This is a genomic window from Vibrio cyclitrophicus (assembly GCF_024347435.1).
Lineage (GTDB): Bacteria > Pseudomonadota > Gammaproteobacteria > Enterobacterales > Vibrionaceae > Vibrio > Vibrio cyclitrophicus.
Genome location: NZ_AP025480.1, coordinates 3184372 through 3202664 on the forward strand (window position 1 = coordinate 3184372; position 18293 = coordinate 3202664).

The 18293-nt window shown below is 40.4% G+C and carries 17 protein-coding genes and 1 pseudogene; 3 read left to right on the plus strand and 15 right to left on the minus strand.

Annotated elements, in window-relative coordinates:
• Positions 1-100: 100 nt before the first annotated feature.
• From OCW38_RS13950 to OCW38_RS14005, 12 genes and pseudogenes are all read right to left on the minus strand, one after another.
• Positions 101-1216 carry a glycosyltransferase gene (locus OCW38_RS13950; protein WP_261894563.1) on the minus strand — a complete coding sequence of 372 codons (1116 nt, stop codon included), beginning with the start codon at positions 1214-1216 and terminating at the stop codon, positions 101-103.
• Positions 1213-2430 carry an EpsG family protein gene (locus OCW38_RS13955; RefSeq protein ID WP_261894564.1) on the minus strand — a complete coding sequence of 406 codons (1218 nt, stop codon included), beginning with the start codon at positions 2428-2430 and terminating at the stop codon, positions 1213-1215. Before OCW38_RS13955 ends, OCW38_RS13950 begins: the two co-directional genes overlap by 4 nt.
• On the minus strand, positions 2408-3364 hold the full coding sequence (locus OCW38_RS13960; protein ID WP_261894565.1) for a glycosyltransferase family 2 protein: 957 nt from the start codon (positions 3362-3364) through the stop codon (positions 2408-2410). The genes OCW38_RS13955 and OCW38_RS13960 overlap by 23 nt, the downstream gene beginning before the upstream one ends.
• A 2-nt stretch (positions 3365-3366) precedes the next feature.
• Positions 3367-4428, minus strand: a complete 1062-nt coding sequence (locus OCW38_RS13965) for a hypothetical protein (RefSeq protein ID WP_261894566.1) — start codon at positions 4426-4428, stop codon at positions 3367-3369.
• Between the two features lie 12 nt (positions 4429-4440).
• Positions 4441-5691, minus strand: a complete 1251-nt coding sequence (locus OCW38_RS13970; RefSeq protein ID WP_261894567.1) for an O-antigen translocase — start codon at positions 5689-5691, stop codon at positions 4441-4443.
• The gene (locus tag OCW38_RS13975; protein ID WP_261894568.1) at positions 5688-6791 is read right to left on the minus strand and encodes a DegT/DnrJ/EryC1/StrS family aminotransferase; all 1104 of its coding nucleotides are present in this window, start codon (positions 6789-6791) and stop codon (positions 5688-5690) included. Before OCW38_RS13975 ends, OCW38_RS13970 begins: the two co-directional genes overlap by 4 nt.
• Positions 6792-6794: 3 nt before the next feature.
• Positions 6795-7259, minus strand: a complete 465-nt coding sequence (locus OCW38_RS13980; protein ID WP_261894569.1) for an acyltransferase — start codon at positions 7257-7259, stop codon at positions 6795-6797.
• Positions 7256-7657 carry a sugar 3,4-ketoisomerase gene (locus OCW38_RS13985; RefSeq protein ID WP_261894570.1) on the minus strand — a complete coding sequence of 134 codons (402 nt, stop codon included), beginning with the start codon at positions 7655-7657 and terminating at the stop codon, positions 7256-7258. The genes OCW38_RS13980 and OCW38_RS13985 overlap by 4 nt, the downstream gene beginning before the upstream one ends.
• Before the next feature lie 18 nt (positions 7658-7675).
• The gene (gene rfbA / locus OCW38_RS13990; protein WP_261894572.1) at positions 7676-8542 is read right to left on the minus strand and encodes a glucose-1-phosphate thymidylyltransferase RfbA; all 867 of its coding nucleotides are present in this window, start codon (positions 8540-8542) and stop codon (positions 7676-7678) included.
• Entirely contained in the window at positions 8542-9657 is a 1116-nt protein-coding gene (gene rfbB, locus OCW38_RS13995) for a dTDP-glucose 4,6-dehydratase (protein WP_261894574.1), read from the minus strand. Before rfbB ends, rfbA begins: the two co-directional genes overlap by 1 nt.
• A gap of 423 nt (positions 9658-10080) precedes the next feature.
• On the minus strand, positions 10081-10401 hold the full coding sequence (locus tag OCW38_RS14000) for a hypothetical protein (protein WP_261894575.1): 321 nt from the start codon (positions 10399-10401) through the stop codon (positions 10081-10083).
• A gap of 29 nt (positions 10402-10430) precedes the next feature.
• Positions 10431-11676, minus strand: a pseudogene (locus tag OCW38_RS14005) (helix-turn-helix domain-containing protein).
• A gap of 320 nt (positions 11677-11996) precedes the next feature.
• On the opposite strand from OCW38_RS14005, the gene OCW38_RS14010 reads away from it, so the two are divergent.
• From OCW38_RS14010 to OCW38_RS14020, 3 genes are all read left to right on the plus strand, one after another.
• Positions 11997-12398, plus strand: a complete 402-nt coding sequence (locus tag OCW38_RS14010) for a hypothetical protein (RefSeq protein ID WP_261894576.1) — start codon at positions 11997-11999, stop codon at positions 12396-12398.
• An 11-nt stretch (positions 12399-12409) separates the two neighbouring features.
• On the plus strand, positions 12410-12973 hold the full coding sequence (locus OCW38_RS14015) for an N-acetylmuramoyl-L-alanine amidase (RefSeq protein WP_261894577.1): 564 nt from the start codon (positions 12410-12412) through the stop codon (positions 12971-12973).
• A gap of 265 nt (positions 12974-13238) precedes the next feature.
• Complete coding sequence (locus OCW38_RS14020; RefSeq protein WP_016784030.1) at positions 13239-13574, plus strand: hypothetical protein; 336 nt, start codon at positions 13239-13241, stop codon at positions 13572-13574.
• A gap of 226 nt (positions 13575-13800) precedes the next feature.
• On the opposite strand, the gene OCW38_RS14025 is transcribed toward OCW38_RS14020, so the two are convergent.
• The 3 genes from OCW38_RS14025 to OCW38_RS14035 all read right to left on the minus strand — a co-directional run bounded on the left by OCW38_RS14025 (position 13801) and on the right by OCW38_RS14035 (position 17841).
• Positions 13801-15972 (minus strand): polysaccharide biosynthesis tyrosine autokinase, encoded by a 2172-nt coding sequence (locus tag OCW38_RS14025; protein ID WP_261894578.1) that lies wholly within the window; start codon positions 15970-15972, stop codon positions 13801-13803.
• A gap of 143 nt (positions 15973-16115) precedes the next feature.
• Positions 16116-16556 carry a low molecular weight protein-tyrosine-phosphatase gene (locus OCW38_RS14030; protein WP_016799575.1) on the minus strand — a complete coding sequence of 147 codons (441 nt, stop codon included), beginning with the start codon at positions 16554-16556 and terminating at the stop codon, positions 16116-16118.
• Positions 16557-16707: 151 nt separating this feature from the next.
• Positions 16708-17841, minus strand: a complete 1134-nt coding sequence (locus OCW38_RS14035) for a polysaccharide export protein (RefSeq protein WP_261894580.1) — start codon at positions 17839-17841, stop codon at positions 16708-16710.
• Positions 17842-18293: the final 452 nt, after the last annotated feature.

Genomic DNA, 18293 nt, shown 5'->3' on the forward strand with positions numbered 1-18293 from the left:
CCACCAGAAAACAAAAACGATGTAGATACCCACGGGCATGCCCGTGGTTTTCTGTATCCTCAGAATAAATAAAATCAAACAAATCAAACATGTTGACTTACTATCTAGAACATTGACAAACATCAAAAAAAAGCTTGTACCATAAATTAATAACGAAACTAGCGGAGTAACGATCACCGAGAACTAAGCTATTTGAGAGGCGTAACCTTTGCTCCTCATCAACAGAAAGCACCAACATTTTGGTAACATAATCAAATTCATCAGTATCTTTGACCAAATAACCATTTTCATCCTGAATAACAATATCTGATAAGCCACCAGGACAGTCAAAAGCAATTATAGGCACTCCACTATAATATGCTTCCAAAGCTACAAGCCCAAACCCTTCGAATCGAGAACAAACTAACAGCACATCCGAACTATTATATAAATTGATTACATTAGTAACAGGGGGATGGATTTCGACATATTCATTAAGATTATAATCCTCAATCTTCTGTTTAAGATATGACTCTAACGGACCTTCCCCAACAATAGTCAGTACAGAATCTGTTTCTCTTTTCTCTAACTTTTCTAGCTTTTTGAAAGAATAAAATATATCAACAAGCCTATCGACACCTTTCTCTTTAGTGAACCTCCCTACATACAAAAACTTTGTTGGTAGGGAAATTGTCTTTGCCACTTTAAAGTTTTTCTTACTATTCTCAAGAAAGTTAGGCATAACAACCACGTTATCTAAATATATACTGTAGTAGTCTTTATCATATTCAGACAATACAGCTAGACTAGATGTAAACTTATAAAGATATCGTATAAGGAAAAGTATGAACTTAGAATGTAAAACATACGGAACATGCTCTGTAGCGATAATTTTTCCATCAAAATTATGCGAGAGCAACTTTGATATAATAACACATAGACTCATCATAGTTCCAATTGGAACAAACGTACATGTCTTATAGTCAGAGACTAGTAATTTTCGCAAAACAAATATAAGACTGAGGTACCAAAACAATCTATAAAAAATATTCCTCCCGTGCAGAAGAGGCAGGCCCAAATCAATCTCACCATCATTTAATAAACAAGAATTAGAGTTTGTCGCGGTCAAAAGCTTTATATCCATCCCATCCGACTTAATTCTAGAATAAATGTTTTTTGAAATTGTAGCTAAACCTCCGGGCATGCTAACATCGTTAACTAGTAATATAAAACTCATAATTCCAGGATCTTCATAGCTGTAAAATTAATAATATTATCACCTGCCAAAGATAAAAAACCAAGCCCTAGCTCATTCAATGATAACTTTTGTACTCCCTTAAGAAAGAGGTATATTATCAATATAGAAACAATCGAGTCAAATAATGAACAACGTAATTTAATGAACCTATTAAATGAACCCTCGCCTACGATAAATAACGCAATCGGGCCATAGTAATTACTAATAAAACCAAGCCTGGTTGGCAATACAGGTATATTCGCTGTGGCAATATATAAACAAGAACTAACAAACAAAAACAACATTAACGCTCGATTATCATAATCTAACCTACCTTTTGCTCTTAAATAAGAAGCATACATAATAAAAAAAGAAAACAAATACCCACTAAAGGATGTAGAATTAAAAGATAAATCTTGATGGAAGAATGCCAACCTTGAAAAAAGGTTATCAGCAAAAGATAATGTGCCCAACATTGAAATTAATATACGGAGAAACTCCATATTCAGAATCAAGAAAGAAAAAACACTAATCAGAATGAAGAAAAATACTAATTTTACATTACTTTCAATGGCTTTTGATAACCTATTAATCAATAAAGGCAAGAATATCAAAGTCGTAAGATGAAAGAATAAACTAAAAAAAGCACCAATATGTTTAAATATATTTTTATTATAGCAAAGAGCTAATGAGAATATTAATAAACTAATATTTTGTCTAAGAAGAAAACCAGAAACGAAAAAAAAGTTATAAAAACCCAACAGGAGAAAGCATAATATTGCTCTTCTTCCACAAATCTTCAAACATAAAAAATAAAACAATAGTGTAGATGTTAAATTCAACAAAAAGTATATAAAATCAACGTCGTTATATATTTTAGACAATACCCTAATATAGCCTACGAATAAAAATTCGCCTTTATGAGAAAAAATAGAAACATTTGGATCAGTATAGATCGATATTAGTCTATGATATTCTTCAACATCGGATGAAACTTCAATGGAGCTAAAAAGGAGAGCCATTAGAACAGCACTATATAGCCCGACAAATATAGATATTTCTTTTGATGTTATTATATATTTTTCTGTTAAAGAAACACTAAACCCATAAATTAGCAATATTAAAAAAAACAAACCATAACTAATAAAAGGCGTTATCACTAACAAACAAAAAAATAGAACTATACTTAAGTTATTTTGATTTTCTTTTAACATATATATTGGGAATCAACATGATAATTACGACCCTCAAGGTCATATAACTAATTGGGATATTCTTCCATATGAAAAAAATCCTTTCTATTAAGCGTGTATCTTTTGATAAGATGAAAGAACCAACAGAAGAAACGTACAAACTTTTTATTAGGTATTTTATCGAGCGAAGTAATTTCTTTTCAGTATTCCTTACCTTATCATTAATATATATGTCCATCTTTTTAGCACAAACAAGACATCCGTTGACATGCTTAGATGTTTTTTTAGTTCCCATAATTGAATCATCTCTAATTCGATAAAAGTGAACAACCGATTCTATTTCATATACACTATCACATTTATCATGTATTAGTAGCAATAAAGTAAATAGATTATCTTCATGTAATATTCCAGGCTCAAAATTTAGGTCATTAAATTTCTTTCTATTATACACATACGACCAAGCCATAGGCTGGTAATTATTCGTACTTATACTATTACAAAGATACTCTTTACCAGTCTGACTAGCTTTTGAGTTATTACGTTTAATACAAAATCTTTCGTTCTTAGCACCATCAGCGTCATTGAATGCGTTGGAACCAAAAAATAAAACATCTGCATTCTTTTCTGAGAGATTCCTGTCAATAATATCGAGAGCATCAACTGATTTTAGTAAATCATCACTATCCAAATAAAGTATGTATTCTCCACTTGCATTTTTTAAACCTGTATTTCTAGCTACTGACAGCCCTCCATTATTTTGATGGACAATCACAAAATTAGGTTTATCTTCAATATATTCTTTCGCAATTTCAATACTTTGATCTTTAGAACCATCATTGACAATTATAACTTCATAATGAGGGTAATTTTGGGAAAATACCGATTCGAGACATTCAAGGATGTAACCCTCAACATTATAAACAGGGATGATTATAGAAAATTTCGTATTCATTATTAGTTCCTAGTATCTAGAATTTTCTTAGCAACTTTTTTTGAGTCATGTAATGAATATGCAAAGTCATAAGTTTCTCTTTTTATTTTTTCCATCTCAAACTTCTTCATATTTAACACTTCACACAATTTATTGTAAATAACATCTTCATCTTCAATTATGGATATTACAGGACTGTTATTGATGCCTAGATCTTCTTTTGCTTCACGGCTGAAAGAAGATAATAAAATAGATCCGCAAAACATTGCAAATATCCCATTCATACCATATGAATTACTTCTACATTGATCAATAACAATATCAGATTCTCTTAATAGGTTTATGTATTTATCAAATGACAACCTATTAGCCTCTAAAATTTCGACATTACTATATTCACTTTTAATCCTTTTTAACGCAGAGAGAATTACTTTACTCCCTTTTACGTCAGGCCTATTAATCCCATGAAGTATCTTTACCTTATCTTTTATTTCAAATGATATACTTTCGCTTTTATAATCACATGCTAATGGGATGGTTTCAGTAACTTTATCTTTAAATTTACTTCTTCGCCAACCATATGAGTAGTCATACATTGTTGGTATAATTGATTTAGATATAGACGCTATTTGATTGTTTACCGCCCAATCTATCCATCTTTTAAAGTAGTTTGTCCTTGGTAAACTAATGTTTTTATAAACCCATCCTTCAAAGTTACTATCAGTCTCTAACTTGATATACTCACAATCATCACCACAACATAGTAAATTAATTTCTATGTTTTTCCACTTAAAGTAAGTAGCTACTATTGGACCTATCCTCTTTAAGGATAAAAACTGAGGGTTCATAATGTAAACCACATCATATTGCCCCAACTCAGGAAGTAACTTAATTAAATAATATAGTTTAAAAAACCAATTAACATTTGGCAGTGAAATGTCTATACTTATATTCTTCCACGCATCATTATCAAAGCTAAAAACAGCCGCTTCGTAGCCGTTCTCTCGAAAACCATCAACTAGTGATTTTCCATAACCACTATATTCACCGTAAACCAATACTCTTTTCAATTCTTTATCTCGCATGATATTAAATAGCTACTTAGAAAACCTTCTTACATTAACAAATACAAATAAGAAATATATAATATAATTAGTCAGATATGCCATAGGTGCACCTATGATCCCAAAGTAAGAAATAAAGGCGTAACTCAAGGAAACTAGAAAAAGAGAAAATACAATCTCAGTTGAAATAAACCACTTCGCAGCACCTCTTGACAGCATTGGATACGCATAGAGCCAACTAGCAATTTTTACAACATCTCCAGTCAATTGAATAGAAAAAAGCTCTCTTGCCTTTATAAACTCCTCGGTAAATAGGATGTATATAATAACATCACGAGCAACGTATACACTGATGGCTAAAAAAACCACAATAGGCAGAACCATTTTTGCCGTTTTATGTATTTCATATACAATACTATCTACACCACTCAAAGATGCTAACCTTGGCAAGTAGTATGTACTTAGAGCTAAAGTGATTACTCCTAAATAAACTTCAGATATTTTCCAAACTGCTTGCCATAAGCCCGCAACATCCCAACCAACTTGGTCTACAAGAAAGCCTCGAATTACAATTAATGAAATAGGTAGAGTTAAAGCACTAGTTAGAGCCATCAGCATATATCTGGCGATATCTTGTCTAGCTTTATTGTCAGTGTTTCCTATCCAAAATTTGACTTTCATCCAAGGTTGTCGAATATTAGCTATCAACATTACCAAACCAATAATGGATGATTGTACAGCTGATGCCAGCAATGCCCCTTTAATATGATATTGTGTAATCATAATGAGCATGATTGTCCCGCTAACAATAACTGATAGTATGCCCAACGTGACATATCGCCTGTATTGCTCCTGACCATTAATAATCGAGTTACATAGCACTCCTAGAGCAGAGAGAGGCAAGACACAAACTGTCGCTTTAACTAACCAAGAATAACTCGGGTCTTGAAACAACCAGTTAGCAATATTTTCTGACAATAGTAGGCCAACAGGTACAACGATAGATGATAATATGATTATCCATTGTATTGCAGCACGCCACCATACAGCACACACTTCAAGGCTTGAACCCTTATTTTCAGCTGTATAGCGAACGACACCACTTCCCGCTGGAGAGCTCACAAGCCCGTTCAGAACCGAAACCATACCTTGGATTTGCCCCAACATTGCCATGCCTGTAGGGCCAGTATATATAGCGACTACTTTCGCAATTACAAAACCTACCAGCATCCTTAGTAATGTCAGAATACCAGTCATGCCTGTTACTTTGAGTAGTCTTTTCACACATTAAAACCGTTAATTGCTTTTATAACTTTTATCGCGAATTCAACTGTCATCGTAGGACTCATAGGAATACTCATTACTTCCTCGTGAATGCTCTCTGTCAATGGTAGTGATAAGTGTGAAAAATCCGGATAAGCCGCTTGTTGATGGGGAGGTGTTGGGTAATGAATCAAAGTTTGTATACCGTGCTTATCCAAATGCTCCATTAGTGCAGGTCTGTCCGAAGTACGAAGAACGAAAAGATGCCAAACATGCCCTTCCTTTATTGTTAACTTTGGCAAGATAACTTTTGGATTACTTATGCCTTCAAGATACAATTGTGCAATCTGCTGACGATGTGCGGTTTCCTTATCCAAGTGCTGCAGTTTAACTCGCAACATAGCCGCTTGAATCTCGTCTAAACGAGAATTAACACCTTGATACTTATTCTCATACTTTTTATGTGAGCCATAATTTCTAAGTGCAACAAGTACCTCATATAGCTCTTTGTCATTAGTAGTGATCGCACCTGCATCGCCCAATGCGCCTAAGTTCTTTCCTGGGTAGAAACTAAACCCAGCAGCGTGCCCCCATGCACCACACTTTGTATCTTTAATCTGTGCTCCATGAGATTGAGCACAATCCTCTAAAACCAGTAATTGATGCTCGCTTGCAAGGCCCACAATTTCATCCATTGGCGAAATCTGGCCATATAAATGCACAGGTAAGATCGCTTTGGTTTTATCTGTTAATGCACTCTGAATATTCGAAGCATTGAGATTGAAGGTGTCCTCATCAGGCTCAACTAAGACAGGTACCAAATCATTTTCTGTAATCGCAAGAACTGAGGCAATATAGGTGTTCGCAGGCACAATCACCTCATCACCGGCTTGTAACCTTCCGAGCTCTTTCCACGCTCTCAACGTCAATGTGAGAGCATCAAGACCATTGGCAACGCCTATACAATATTGAGTACCACAATACGCTGCAAACTCTTGTTCAAATGCTGCGAGTTCATTGCCCATAATATACCAACCAGAATCAATAACACGCGCACATGCCTCTTTTAATTCTTGTTGATATTGTTGATTGATACTTTTCAAATCTAAAAATGGAATCACGGCTTACTGAACCTCAATATATCGAATAATTCTCGCAGGGTTTCCTGCAACAACAGCTTTTGAAGGGACATCTTTTGTCACAACAGAGCCAGCACCAATCATAGCCTTTTCACCAATTTTAACACCGGGTAAAATAGTAGTATTGGCTCCAATTGACGCACCAGAACCAATGTGTATCTTTGGGAAGTCACATGGGTACTGCTTAGAGCGAGGGTATTTATCATTAGTAAACGCGACACATGGACCGATAAATACGTCATCTTCCGCTCGAATACCATCCCACAGGTAAACGCCACTTTTAACTGTAACTCGATTACCAAGCACCACATCATTTTCAATAAAGGTGTGAGCACAAATGTTACAGTCTTGACCGATTTGGGCACCCTCTAATACAACTGAGAATTGCCAAATCGTCGTCCCCGAACCAATATGGGATGATGCTACATCACTCAATGGATGAATTTTCACTTTTGCACCTCGTTTTGAAACTGCTCGTAGCTTCGGATGTAATCAGCTTCATCATAGACATCGCTAGCAAGAACCAATAATACACAGTCATCAGAAAAGTTCTGCATTTCATGCCACTGCATAACATCGATGAGTAAACCTTTATCAGGTGAATCTAGCGTTACTATTTCTTTACTCTTTCCGTCATCCATTAAAATATCGCAGCGACCTTTAACACAAACGGCGACTTGAATCAGTTCTTTGTGAGCATGAAAGCCTCGGGGTATGTCTGATTGCAAATCAAAAAGATAATAAACGCGCTTGATAGAAAACGGGATGTTTTTAACCCCCTCCAATGCAACGAGGTTGCCTCTATCATCACTAATTTTGGGGAAATCAATAAAATGAATTAAACTCATATCCAATCTCTTTCAATCTTATTCTTCGAGTAAAGCAAGCAGATACTGACCATACTCATTTTTCGCCAAAGCATGACCAGCTTTCAAGAGCTGTTCCCTAGAAAGCCAGCCTTGGCACCAAGCTATCTCTTCAAGACTCGCCACTTTTAGGCCTTGAACATTTTCAATCGTTTGTACAAAAGACGAGGCTTCATGAAGACTTTCATGAGTGCCTGTATCTAGCCACGCAAAACCACGGCCCAGTAGTTCAACATTCAGCGAGCCGTCATTGAGGTACATTTCATTAAGTGTGGTAATTTCTAACTCACCACGATGAGATGGCTTCACTTGTTTCGCCATCTCCACAACTCGGTTATCGTAGAAATACAAACCTGTTACCGCATAGTTTGATTTTGGTAAATCAGGTTTCTCTTCGATTGATACCGCTTGCATTGAGTCATCAAATTCCACTACACCGAAGCGCTCAGGATCTTTTACTTGATAACCGAAAACTGTCGCACCTGTATCACGCTTTGCAGCTCTTTGAAGAATCGGACTAAATCCTTGACCATAAAAAATATTGTCACCAAGGATCAAACACACCGAATCATCCCCAATAAATTTTTCACCAATAACAAAAGCTTGTGCAAGCCCATCTGGCGTAGGCTGAATAGCAAACTCTAAAGAAATCCCAAAATCTGAGCCATCGCCCAACAAACGTTTAAAGCCATCTTGGTCTTCTGGCGTTGTGATAATGAGTATTTCACGAATCCCGGCCAACATAAGCACAGAAAGTGGATAATAGATCATTGGTTTATCGTAGACTGGCAATAACTGTTTAGATACGCCGCGAGTCAATGGGTATAGGCGAGTGCCAGAGCCACCCGCAAGAACAATACCTTTCATTACTTCTTCACCTTTGATTCTGTTGTCTCTACACCCAAACGTTCACGTTGGTAACTACCATCTTGTACATTTTGACACCATACCGAGTTATCTAAATACCATTGCACTGTTTTGCGAAGGCCGGTTTCGAACGTTTCTTCAGGCGTCCAATTGAGTTCACGCTGCATTTTGCTTGAATCAATCGCATAACGGCGATCATGACCAGGGCGATCTTGTACATAGGTGATCTGCTCTGCATACTTCGAGTCTTTCGGTACTAACGTATCAAGGATGTCACAAATAGTGTTCACAACTTCGAGGTTTTTCTTCTCGTTGTGGCCACCGATGTTGTAGGTCTTGCCTACTTTACCTTCCGTCACCACTTTGTAGAGTGCGCGAGCGTGATCTTCGACAAATAGCCAGTCACGGATTTGGTCGCCTTTCCCGTAGATAGGAAGGTCTTTACCCTCTAAAGCATTAAGAATCACTAATGGGATCAATTTTTCAGGAAAGTGGTAAGGGCCGTAGTTGTTTGAGCAATTCGTTACCATCGTCGGTAAACCATAAGTACGTAACCAGGCTCGCACGAGGTGATCGCTCGATGCTTTTGATGCCGAGTAGGGGCTTGATGGCTCATAAGAGGTTGTCTCTAAAAACATTGGCAACTTTTTATTGGCTGAAGGCTCTGTCCCTACATCCATGTCATCAGGATGTGGAAGATCACCGTAAACTTCATCAGTAGAGATATGATGGAAGCGAAACTCTGACTTTGCACTTTCTTCCAGCGTATTCCAGTATTCGCGTGTCGCTTCTAATAGCGTATATGTTCCAACTATGTTCGTTTCAATAAACGCCGCAGGGCCAGTGATAGAGCGGTCAACATGCGACTCTGCCGCAAGGTGCATCACCGCATCTGGTTGGTGATCGGCAAACACACGATCAAGCTCTGCCCGGTTGCAAATGTCGACTTGTTCAAATGCATAACGTTCGCTTGAATCCACCTCGATAAGAGATTCTAAATTGCCTGCGTAAGTCAGTTTATCAACGTTAACCACGCTGTCAGATGTATTCTTGATGATATGACGAATGACTGCAGAGCCGATAAAGCCAGCACCACCAGTGACGAGGATCTTCATAGTTTTCTCTTGTAGTATGTTTTTAGAACAACTCACGAACGTGAATATGTATAGCATTTTTTGAGGTTAATCTCACGAAAACGCCTCAGTCAATATTAAGCCACTGAGACACTTTTTATTCATTTTGAGACAGTCTATTTTTGACAGTCCCTTATAAAACCTAGATATTGCTACCTTTTTAAAAACCGCCCCAATAGGCCGCCAAAAGCAGCCTTTCTGTAGCTTGTAGCGCTTTTGAATTGCTATTACTTGCTAACGAGCGAAATTTGAGTACGCTACCGCCCTTAGGTTTGGCTCCTAAAGGCAATGGTAACAAATTGTTCGCGTTATGCGGTTTACTTACGATTTTTTAATTTGGTGGGCATTCTAGCAAAGTAAGTGCATATTAACCAGTTTGAATTTCACCTTGGCTGGTCGAGCAACTTACCAAGCATTTACCCAGCGAAAGCATTGTACGTTGTGTAGGTACTGGGTTCCTATGAAGTAGCGGTTTTCTTGTGCTGCATCGCAATAGCGCTTTTCTATATCAATGAAAATATTGCCGTTTCGGTATAGCGAAACAAAGCTTGGGTTATTGTTTACCGCCAGCAACGCTTTAATTTCAGTGCGTGTTAACCCCTGTGGGTAGTGGTGAACAAGTAAGCCTAAGAACTCGCCAATGCGCCCTTCAACCCGCGCTATCTCTTTTTCCAAAATCGTTACCTTCTCTTCCGTTGTCAGCTTTTTTAGGTTGGTCTCATCCATGTTGCCCTCTCCTAATAGTACTTTTGTTTCTAGACGTTTTTTGTCTGTGTGCGCTTTGCCTGGTTTGAGCCTGTCATTGGTTTGGCATTAAGGCTCTCACTGCTGGTTGTTGTACTCGTCGATCTCGATTGAATGAGAGCCTTGATGCGCGCTTCAAATGGGTTGGTGGTGCTTTTGGCTTTGTAGTCTGCGAGGGCCTGAGTGACCGGCGTTGGTTGTTTTGGTTCTAGCGATTTACTTTCAGCTTGGTCATTTTGGATTGAGTATGCGTGGTGTAGATCTTCTGTCGGTTTATCTGTGTTTGTTGGCCCAGTTGCGGTTATTGGCCTAGCTGCGTTTATTGAATCAAGGGCTTTGATCGGGTTGGCGGGTTTAGCGGTTCCTTGTCTAGACGTTTGGGTTTGTTTAGAGGCTTGGGCTTGCTTGGGGCCTCTTGTTTTCTTAAATACAGGCGTTAAACCTCGTTTGGTTTTAGCTTGGGCACTTCTTCTCAGCCAACCGTTTACAAAATGGCCGATGTGCTCAAAGGGTTTGCGTTTATCGGGGTTGATGTATAACCAAGCTTGCATGGCATGCAGCACATCTAGCTTTGGGCAGGTGCGTTTTAATATTTCATAGAACTCATGATAAATCGGGGCGCAGCCCTCTTTGGTGAGCAGGTCAATCACGGCTTCGTTCTTGGTTTTGGGTTTAGAGGTGGAGGTAGCCGTCTCAGGATCTTCAGAACCGCTTGGTGTATCAAGAATATCGGCGCCATCTACAATGCCATTTTTCAAGTTCCACTCTGTTTTATGTTCTTTATGAAAGATTATGTGTGCCGGATGGTCACTCTCCGTGTTGGATCTTGAGTCACCCTGATGAGTGTCTGAATGGTCACTTATAGACGGGTTTAGCTTAAGATCCGGATTTTGTTCATTTGGGTTTCGATCTTTGTCTTCTTGATCTAGCTTCTTGATCTAAAGCTCTGGCTGCTTGGTCTAGTTCGGCCTGTTGAATGTGGCTATCGCTGGGTACACGTAGCTGATATAGATTGCTGCGCTGGCGCCCGGAATCATCAAACCGCTTTATCCGCTTCACAAACCCTTGCCTTTCGAGTTCATTCACATGTCGTTTAACGGTTCTTACCGACACTTCACAATATTGCGCTAAATAATTTAAAGATGGAAAACACACGCCACGTGCGTCTGCGTTATCGGCCAATTTTAATAACACCAACTTACTTATTGGCGATCCGGTTTTTAACGGAATGAATGAAAGAATGAGGGAAACACACATGAGTAACGCTCCTTGTTAATTGGTCTACCTATCTGCATGGTTTTCGCTATAAAGGCTCATAGATAGGCATAACCATTGATAAAAAAGGCATTAACAACACTTTTTAGCGCTTTGGGGGCGAAGGTACGGCGATATAAAAAGTAACAAAAAGTGTTTTTCCTATGTGCTCTCACTGTTATGCAACAAGAACACTACTTAAGATGATTACCTTCTAAGCACCTCTCACTTTTTTGTGTTCCTCCGTTTTCGCATTATTACCACCAACCCCAATCAAAATTCTTGAAGTACATTGTTCTCCCCATACAGCAATAAGGTGCTTAATGAAGGCGATAGTTTCTCTTTTTATTCCAGCGTATCAACCCGGTATGGCGAGCATCGAATGCCGTTATTTTAAAGATCCATGTTTTGAAGAGCTGTGTTTTGAAGATCTGTATTTCGAAAACCGGCACCTTGAAGATCCCAACTATGAGGATGTTTGCTGGATGATCAACCGAGCGCGGCGTAAATCGCCACTGGGTTATTACGTGATGTATTTACGCTATGTCCGTCATCACTCTGGTTATGCAAAAACCGTAGAAGCAAGTTTGCGACAACACATCGCCTTACACCCTGATTTAAAAGATTCGTTATCCACATTTTTAGTCACCTGGTTACAACAACAAGAGGATTTATTTTGCCAAACACTCCACCAGCAACTGATCGAGTTTCACACCCGCCATTAGAGGCGTCTGTTTTGCCAGAGCAGGCTTGTACGGAAGAGCAAAATTGTTCACGAGATCAGGAAGGCTCGGAAGAACAGGCTAGCAAGGTCAAGCTCATCCCCTCGTTAGATCCTTGTTTGCCTTCAGCATCCTATTCTTTCAGCCTGGTTTCGGTTTTACTCCGCTTACCTCATTGCCCGCCATACTCTTTTATTACGGTGCATTGCAGCGCCACACCACCGGAGCAAGATGTTAACGTCGCCGAGATTCGCCGATGGCATAAAGAGAAAGGCTGGCGCGATGTGGGGTACCACTTTGTGATTCGTCGCAGTGGGGATGTCGAACTTGGCAGGCCGCTGTCGCAAACCGGCGCACACGTGAAAGGACACAACAAGAGCAATATTGGCATTTGTATCGTCGGTGGCTGTAATACCGAGCTGCAACCAGAAGATAATTTCACACTTTCGCAGCGTAAGGCGCTGTTTGGTTTGGTGGCTGCCTTGCAAGAGCAGTTCTTGATTTCAGATGAGAATGTGAAGGGGCATAAAGATTGGGGGGTGAATAAGGAGTGTCCGGTAGTGAGGCTAAGAGAGTAAGAGCAGATTCCAGATACCTCGTTCCTCACTTGTTGAGTAACAAAATGGCGGAATGACAATATGGTGGCATGGATAAGCTAAACGATGCTGCTAGAGGGTATTAATTAAATAAAAAGTCGTCATTCCCTACAGTGAGGAACGAGCGTGATAGGGAATCTAGTTTCAGGTAATGGCCGACGGAGGGAAGACAGTTCAAGGTTAGATAAATAGAGGTTAGGCAAATAAGGTTAAACAGTCAAAGCCAATCAACAAACCAAGGAGCTGTATGACATTGTTCGGAAGAATATTCGGGAGCCAGTCTTCCATTAACAAAGGGTTAGATGCACTCACCAACACAGGAGATGCGATGTTTTTTACTGATGAGGAAAAAGCGAAGCACAAACTGGCACTGCTTAAGGCGTATGAACCTTTTAAGTTAGTGCAGCGCTACATTGTGTTGTTGTTCACCATTCCTTATGTGGCACTGCATGTGATGGTGATCTTGGGTTGTATGCACGGCTACGATTGGAAGCCGTTGGGGGAAATGACCAATGAAGCGTTTGGTTATCCGGTGTTAGCGGCAATTGGTTTGTATTTAACAGGAGGGGTGGTTAAGAAATAGAAGTGCAGATAAGGGGGGACGAGTAAACGGAATGCGGCAAATAGAGATAGAGATAGAGATAGAGATAGAGATAGAGATAAAAGGCAGATTCCAGATACTTCGTTCCTCACTTCTTAAGTAACAAAATGGCGGAATGACGGAGTCGCGAGTGGTGCGAGTGGTGCGAGTAGTGAATAACGAATAGCGGAATAACGGGATGTGTCACCACATCCCATCTCTGCTTTCTTTACTTTTTATCACTCGAATAGGCGTAGTTGTAGTAACCGTAGCCGTATGAGCTTGATGCTTTCTTCTCGATGGCGTTGAAGATAACGCCTTTCACTTCGATACCTGATTGTTCAAAGCGGTTACGAGCTACATCGATCTCTTTAATGGTGTTTTGACCGTAACGCGCAACCATTAATGTGGTACCCGCAAAGGCGCCAACAATACTTGGGTCGGTTACCGCAAGTACGGGTGGGGTATCAACAATCACCAAGTCATACTCTTTCGATGCCCATTCCATCAGTTCTGCAAAGCGTGGGTGCATCAGCAGCTCAGAGGGGTTCGGTGGCACTTGGCCGCGAGTAATAATGTCTAGGTTCTCTACCGGTGTGGCTTTAATCGATTGAGCGAACTCTTGTTTACTGCTCAATACATCAGAAAGGCCATTATCCCAGCCCACACCAAAGCTTTGTTGCAGGTAACCTTTACGCATATCAGCATCAATCAACAGTACCTTTTGGCCTGTTTTGGCGGCGACTGCGGCAAAGTTGGTCGAAATGAATGATTTACCAATGCCTGGCGCAGGGCCTGAAATCATCAGAATGTTGTTTTTCGCCTCTAGCATCGCAAAGTGCAAGCTGGTACGAAGGCCACGCAGTGCTTCAACGGAAAGGTCGGCAGGGTTAGATTCAGCCAGCAGCGCTTGTGCACCCTTAGTTTTTTGTTTCTTGGATTTGAATCGGTTACTCAGTTCAATCTGCAAATCAGATTTTGGTACCGCTGCATATACAGGCAGGCCTATCTGTTCAATTTGATCAGGACTTTCAACACCTCGGTGGAACGCCGCTTTTACTAACACAAACGCAACACTGAGCATGCCACCCAGTAAAGTTGCTAACACAACAATCAACGGCTTCTTCGGTTTAACGGCATTAGCATACGCTTGAGCGTCATCTAGAATACGAACGTTACCCACGGTACCGGCTTTAATGATGCTTAGCTCTTGAACCTTGTTTAAAAGCTGGATGTAAATCTGTTGGTTTACTTCAACATCACGTGTCATACGCAGTACTTCACGTTGGGTTTTCGGTAGCTTTTGTACTTGCTTGTTTAGGCGATCTTTTTCGCCCAATAACGTTTTACGCTTATCAAGCAGTGATTTATAAGCTGGGTGATCTTTAGTGAAGCGTTGGCTGATTTCGCTCTCTTTAAACGTCAGCTCATTCAATTGCGCTTCAAGCTCAACCATTACCTTCAGTGTTGATTGTGCTTCTAGGCCCAAGTCGATCGATTCGTTTTCTTGGCGGTAGTTGTTCAGTGTGTCTTCGTAGCCCGTTAGCTCAGATTTAATGCCCGGAAGGTGGCTTTCTAAGAAAGATAAGCTCTTCTCTGCTTCCGCTGAATTGCGCTTCACGTTCTGTAAGAAGTAAATTTGGCTGATATGGTTGAGTATCTCAGAGATCTGCTGCTTGTTTTCACCTTCAAAGCTTAGCTTCAAAATCCCAGTTTGCTTACCTTGCTCAGACAGAGACAAAGAAGATTTCAGCCATTCAATCGCTTCTAATCGGCTGCGTTTACCAATGGTAAATTCAAAGCCATTACTTGATTCAAAACCTGCCACAAACAAGCTGTAATCGTCGGCTGTCGCGAGTTCACCTACTTTACCCTTTAAGATAACGCGTTCATCGTCACGCACGAGCTGGTAAGTGCCTTTTTCAGCATCAATAATCTGAATCGTATGTCCGTAATCGCTGGCATAGCTTGGCAGCGCAAAACGACTCACAACAATGTGGTTAATATCACCGGTTAGGCGAGCAAGCCCTTTACCAATAATTGGGGCATAACTCGGAGCGGTGACGGTGGTTAAATTGAATTTATCAACCGTTTCGCCCAAGATCATGCGAGATTTAATGATCTCAACCTCTGTCGTGGCAGAAGACTCTTGAGAGAACAATTCGCCCATATCACCGACCATTGATGAAATGCCGCCAGAGCTCTTCTCTTCAATTTGAATCAGTGCGTCTGCTTTATAAATTGGAGTCGAAAGTAGCGCAAACGCGATACCGAACACAGCAAAAGCAAATGTGGTGAGCATGATTAACCATTTAGCGTCCAACAGGATACCAAGCAGTTTCCCTAAATCTATCTCATCAGAGTTATCTGTGTGTGATTGCTGAGATGGTTGTGTTGTCATCAGATTGCTACTTCCTAAACTAATATTTTGAAGATAAGTGACGTACGGCTTACGTCCCCTTACCTCTTATGTGATTCTATTGGTGGTGCGGTACATCACTTATGGCGCGCTACATAACTTAGCGAGAGTATATCAAAACTAAATTACAGCTTTTTCGCCCAAGCTTGTGCCGCTTCGTCAATCAATTGATAGGCGTGTTCAAATGCTTCACGGCTTTGACGATACGGATCGGGAATGTCTTTCTGACCAATCCACTGACCAAATAGCATGGTTTTACCACGCGCTTCCGGTGATATTTGAGTGAGCGCTTCTAAATGGCCCTTCTCCATCACCAATATCAAATCATACTGAGCACAAAGCTGCGGTGTGACTTGTTGAGATTGATGATTTTCAACATCAACACCATTTTCAGAGGCGATCAAAATCGCCGTTTCATCTGCTGGCTTACCGATTAAACGACTTTTTTCGGCAGCAATACCCGCAGAGGCCACTTCTTTATTAGGAAGCAGCTTTTGAAGAACACGTTCTCCAGTCGGTGAGCGGCAGATATTACCCACGCACACCACCAAAATTTTATTAAACATAATTCACTTAATAACGTTAGTTTTTCATCAACCGAGCGTATTTATAAATCTGACGCGCTTATAAATGTAAAAAATCAGGTTACACGCAACATGCAACCTGATTATCAATCAGGGCTTATACCAGTGATTGCAAAGTACTAGTCATGGCTTATTACCAATTACGAACGCGCAACATGCCTTCGGTTAGGTCGTTGAAACCAGAAATGGTCGGTACAAGCTGACCAATCACACGGTTCCAGCGGCTGATTGGCGCGGCGGTGACATACACAATGTCGTAAGGTTTTAAATCAAACTCGGTGCCAATCACCAATGCAGAGGCATCTTCCATATTCAGTTGGTAGATATCGGCCATGCGTTCCGATTTATCATCCGAAGTGCGAATCACGAACACGCCTGTTGCATCTGCCGACAACTGGTTAATGCCGCCTACGTTGCTCAGTGCTTCCGTTAGGCTCATGCCGACACGGTCGATCTTCAACAGTTGTGGGTCATTCACTTCACCCATCACGAAGACTTTTTGATTATCGTTACGCGGTACGTGAACAATATCACCCGCTTGCAGTAAGCGGTTTTGCGTTAAGTCACCACGTTGCATCAAACCGTAAAGTGAAAGATTTTCTTCCACGCCATTACGCGTTAATGAAACATTACGCCAGTCGGCATCTTCAGACAAACCACCAGAGCGATTCACGGCATCCAGTAATGTTAAAGGGATATTGGTAATCGCTTGCTGGCCAGGGTTTGAAACCTCGCCGGTAATGTAGGTTTTCTTAGATCGAAAAGCTGCAACGTTAACATCAACCTGAGGGCTTTCGATGTATTTCGCTAAGCGGTTTGAAATATCAGAACGCACTTCACGTACGGTTTTACCAGCGACTTCAACAGTACCAATGTACGGGTAGAAGATGGTGCCATCAGCATGAACCCAGTTACCTGCTTCTGCACTACTACGGTAAGAACCAGCAGGAATGGTCAATTCAGGGTGATCCCAGATAGTAATGTTTAGGATATCACCGACACCCACTTGGTATTCATACTTCGCGATATCAACATCGAGTTTTGGGTTTGCTTGTGAAACCGATAAAGAGTCACTTCGGTAGTTTGATACCGATTGAGCGGTCAATGGGTAAAGATTAACCACGTCTGAAATATCAGACTCTTGTTGTTCCTCTGAAGGCTGAATCACATTCTTATTGCCAGTCGTAAGGTGGGTTCCTGGAGTCGTACAGCCTGCAAGCAGTGCAGGAAGGAGCGCTATAAGGAGACGATTTTTATTAATCTTCATGTTAACCAAGTTCATAGAAACGGAATGTGTCGTGATATCCCGAAGGATACCCAAAGGAAGTTAAGCGAGTCATTTTATCAGCTACGCAATATTTAATTGAGCCTAGGAGTGAAAGAGCTGTGATCTTGCTCCCATTTACGATTGGGAAGTGGGACGCTACCGCCCTTTGATATTCCGCGACATCACACTGCGTAGTTAATGTGCCTCTATCTATTTGGAATTGAGATAGAAGTTTTTTTGTCGTAAACCGTGTCAAAGACCGTACTTCCACACGGTTATTTTATTGCGTAAGCATTATCCACAATCTGTGCTTATTATCAACCTAGTTGAATGCTTTCAAGGTGAAAGAGCTTAAGGGCTGATGCGAGAGCCTAGGAGCGGATGAGAGTAGCGAGATGCGAATAGACGAAAGCGAAGAGCTCTTCAAATCTCGTTAATCGCATCTGTCTTTA

Bases quoted from the DNA above. Each gene is read 5' to 3' on its own strand.
- OCW38_RS13950 (WP_261894563.1), bottom strand. From the start codon at position 1,216: ATGAGTTTTATATTACTAGTTAACGATGTTAGCATGCCCGGAGGTTTA.
- OCW38_RS13955 (WP_261894564.1), bottom strand. From the start codon at position 2,430: ATGTTAAAAGAAAATCAAAATAACTTAAGTATAGTTCTATTTTTTTGT.
- OCW38_RS13960 (WP_261894565.1), bottom strand. From the start codon at position 3,364: ATGAATACGAAATTTTCTATAATCATCCCTGTTTATAATGTTGAGGGT.
- OCW38_RS13965 (WP_261894566.1), bottom strand. From the start codon at position 4,428: ATGCGAGATAAAGAATTGAAAAGAGTATTGGTTTACGGTGAATATAGT.
- OCW38_RS13985 (WP_261894570.1), bottom strand. From the start codon at position 7,657: ATGAGTTTAATTCATTTTATTGATTTCCCCAAAATTAGTGATGATAGA.
- rfbA (WP_261894572.1), bottom strand. From the start codon at position 8,542: ATGAAAGGTATTGTTCTTGCGGGTGGCTCTGGCACTCGCCTATACCCA.
- rfbB (WP_261894574.1), bottom strand. From the start codon at position 9,657: ATGAAGATCCTCGTCACTGGTGGTGCTGGCTTTATCGGCTCTGCAGTC.
- OCW38_RS14000 (WP_261894575.1), bottom strand. From the start codon at position 10,401: ATGGATGAGACCAACCTAAAAAAGCTGACAACGGAAGAGAAGGTAACG.
- OCW38_RS14010 (WP_261894576.1), top strand. From the start codon at position 11,997: ATGAAGGCGATAGTTTCTCTTTTTATTCCAGCGTATCAACCCGGTATG.
- OCW38_RS14020 (WP_016784030.1), top strand. From the start codon at position 13,239: ATGACATTGTTCGGAAGAATATTCGGGAGCCAGTCTTCCATTAACAAA.
- OCW38_RS14025 (WP_261894578.1), bottom strand. From the start codon at position 15,972: ATGACAACACAACCATCTCAGCAATCACACACAGATAACTCTGATGAG.
- OCW38_RS14030 (WP_016799575.1), bottom strand. From the start codon at position 16,556: ATGTTTAATAAAATTTTGGTGGTGTGCGTGGGTAATATCTGCCGCTCA.
- OCW38_RS14035 (WP_261894580.1), bottom strand. From the start codon at position 17,841: ATGAAGATTAATAAAAATCGTCTCCTTATAGCGCTCCTTCCTGCACTG.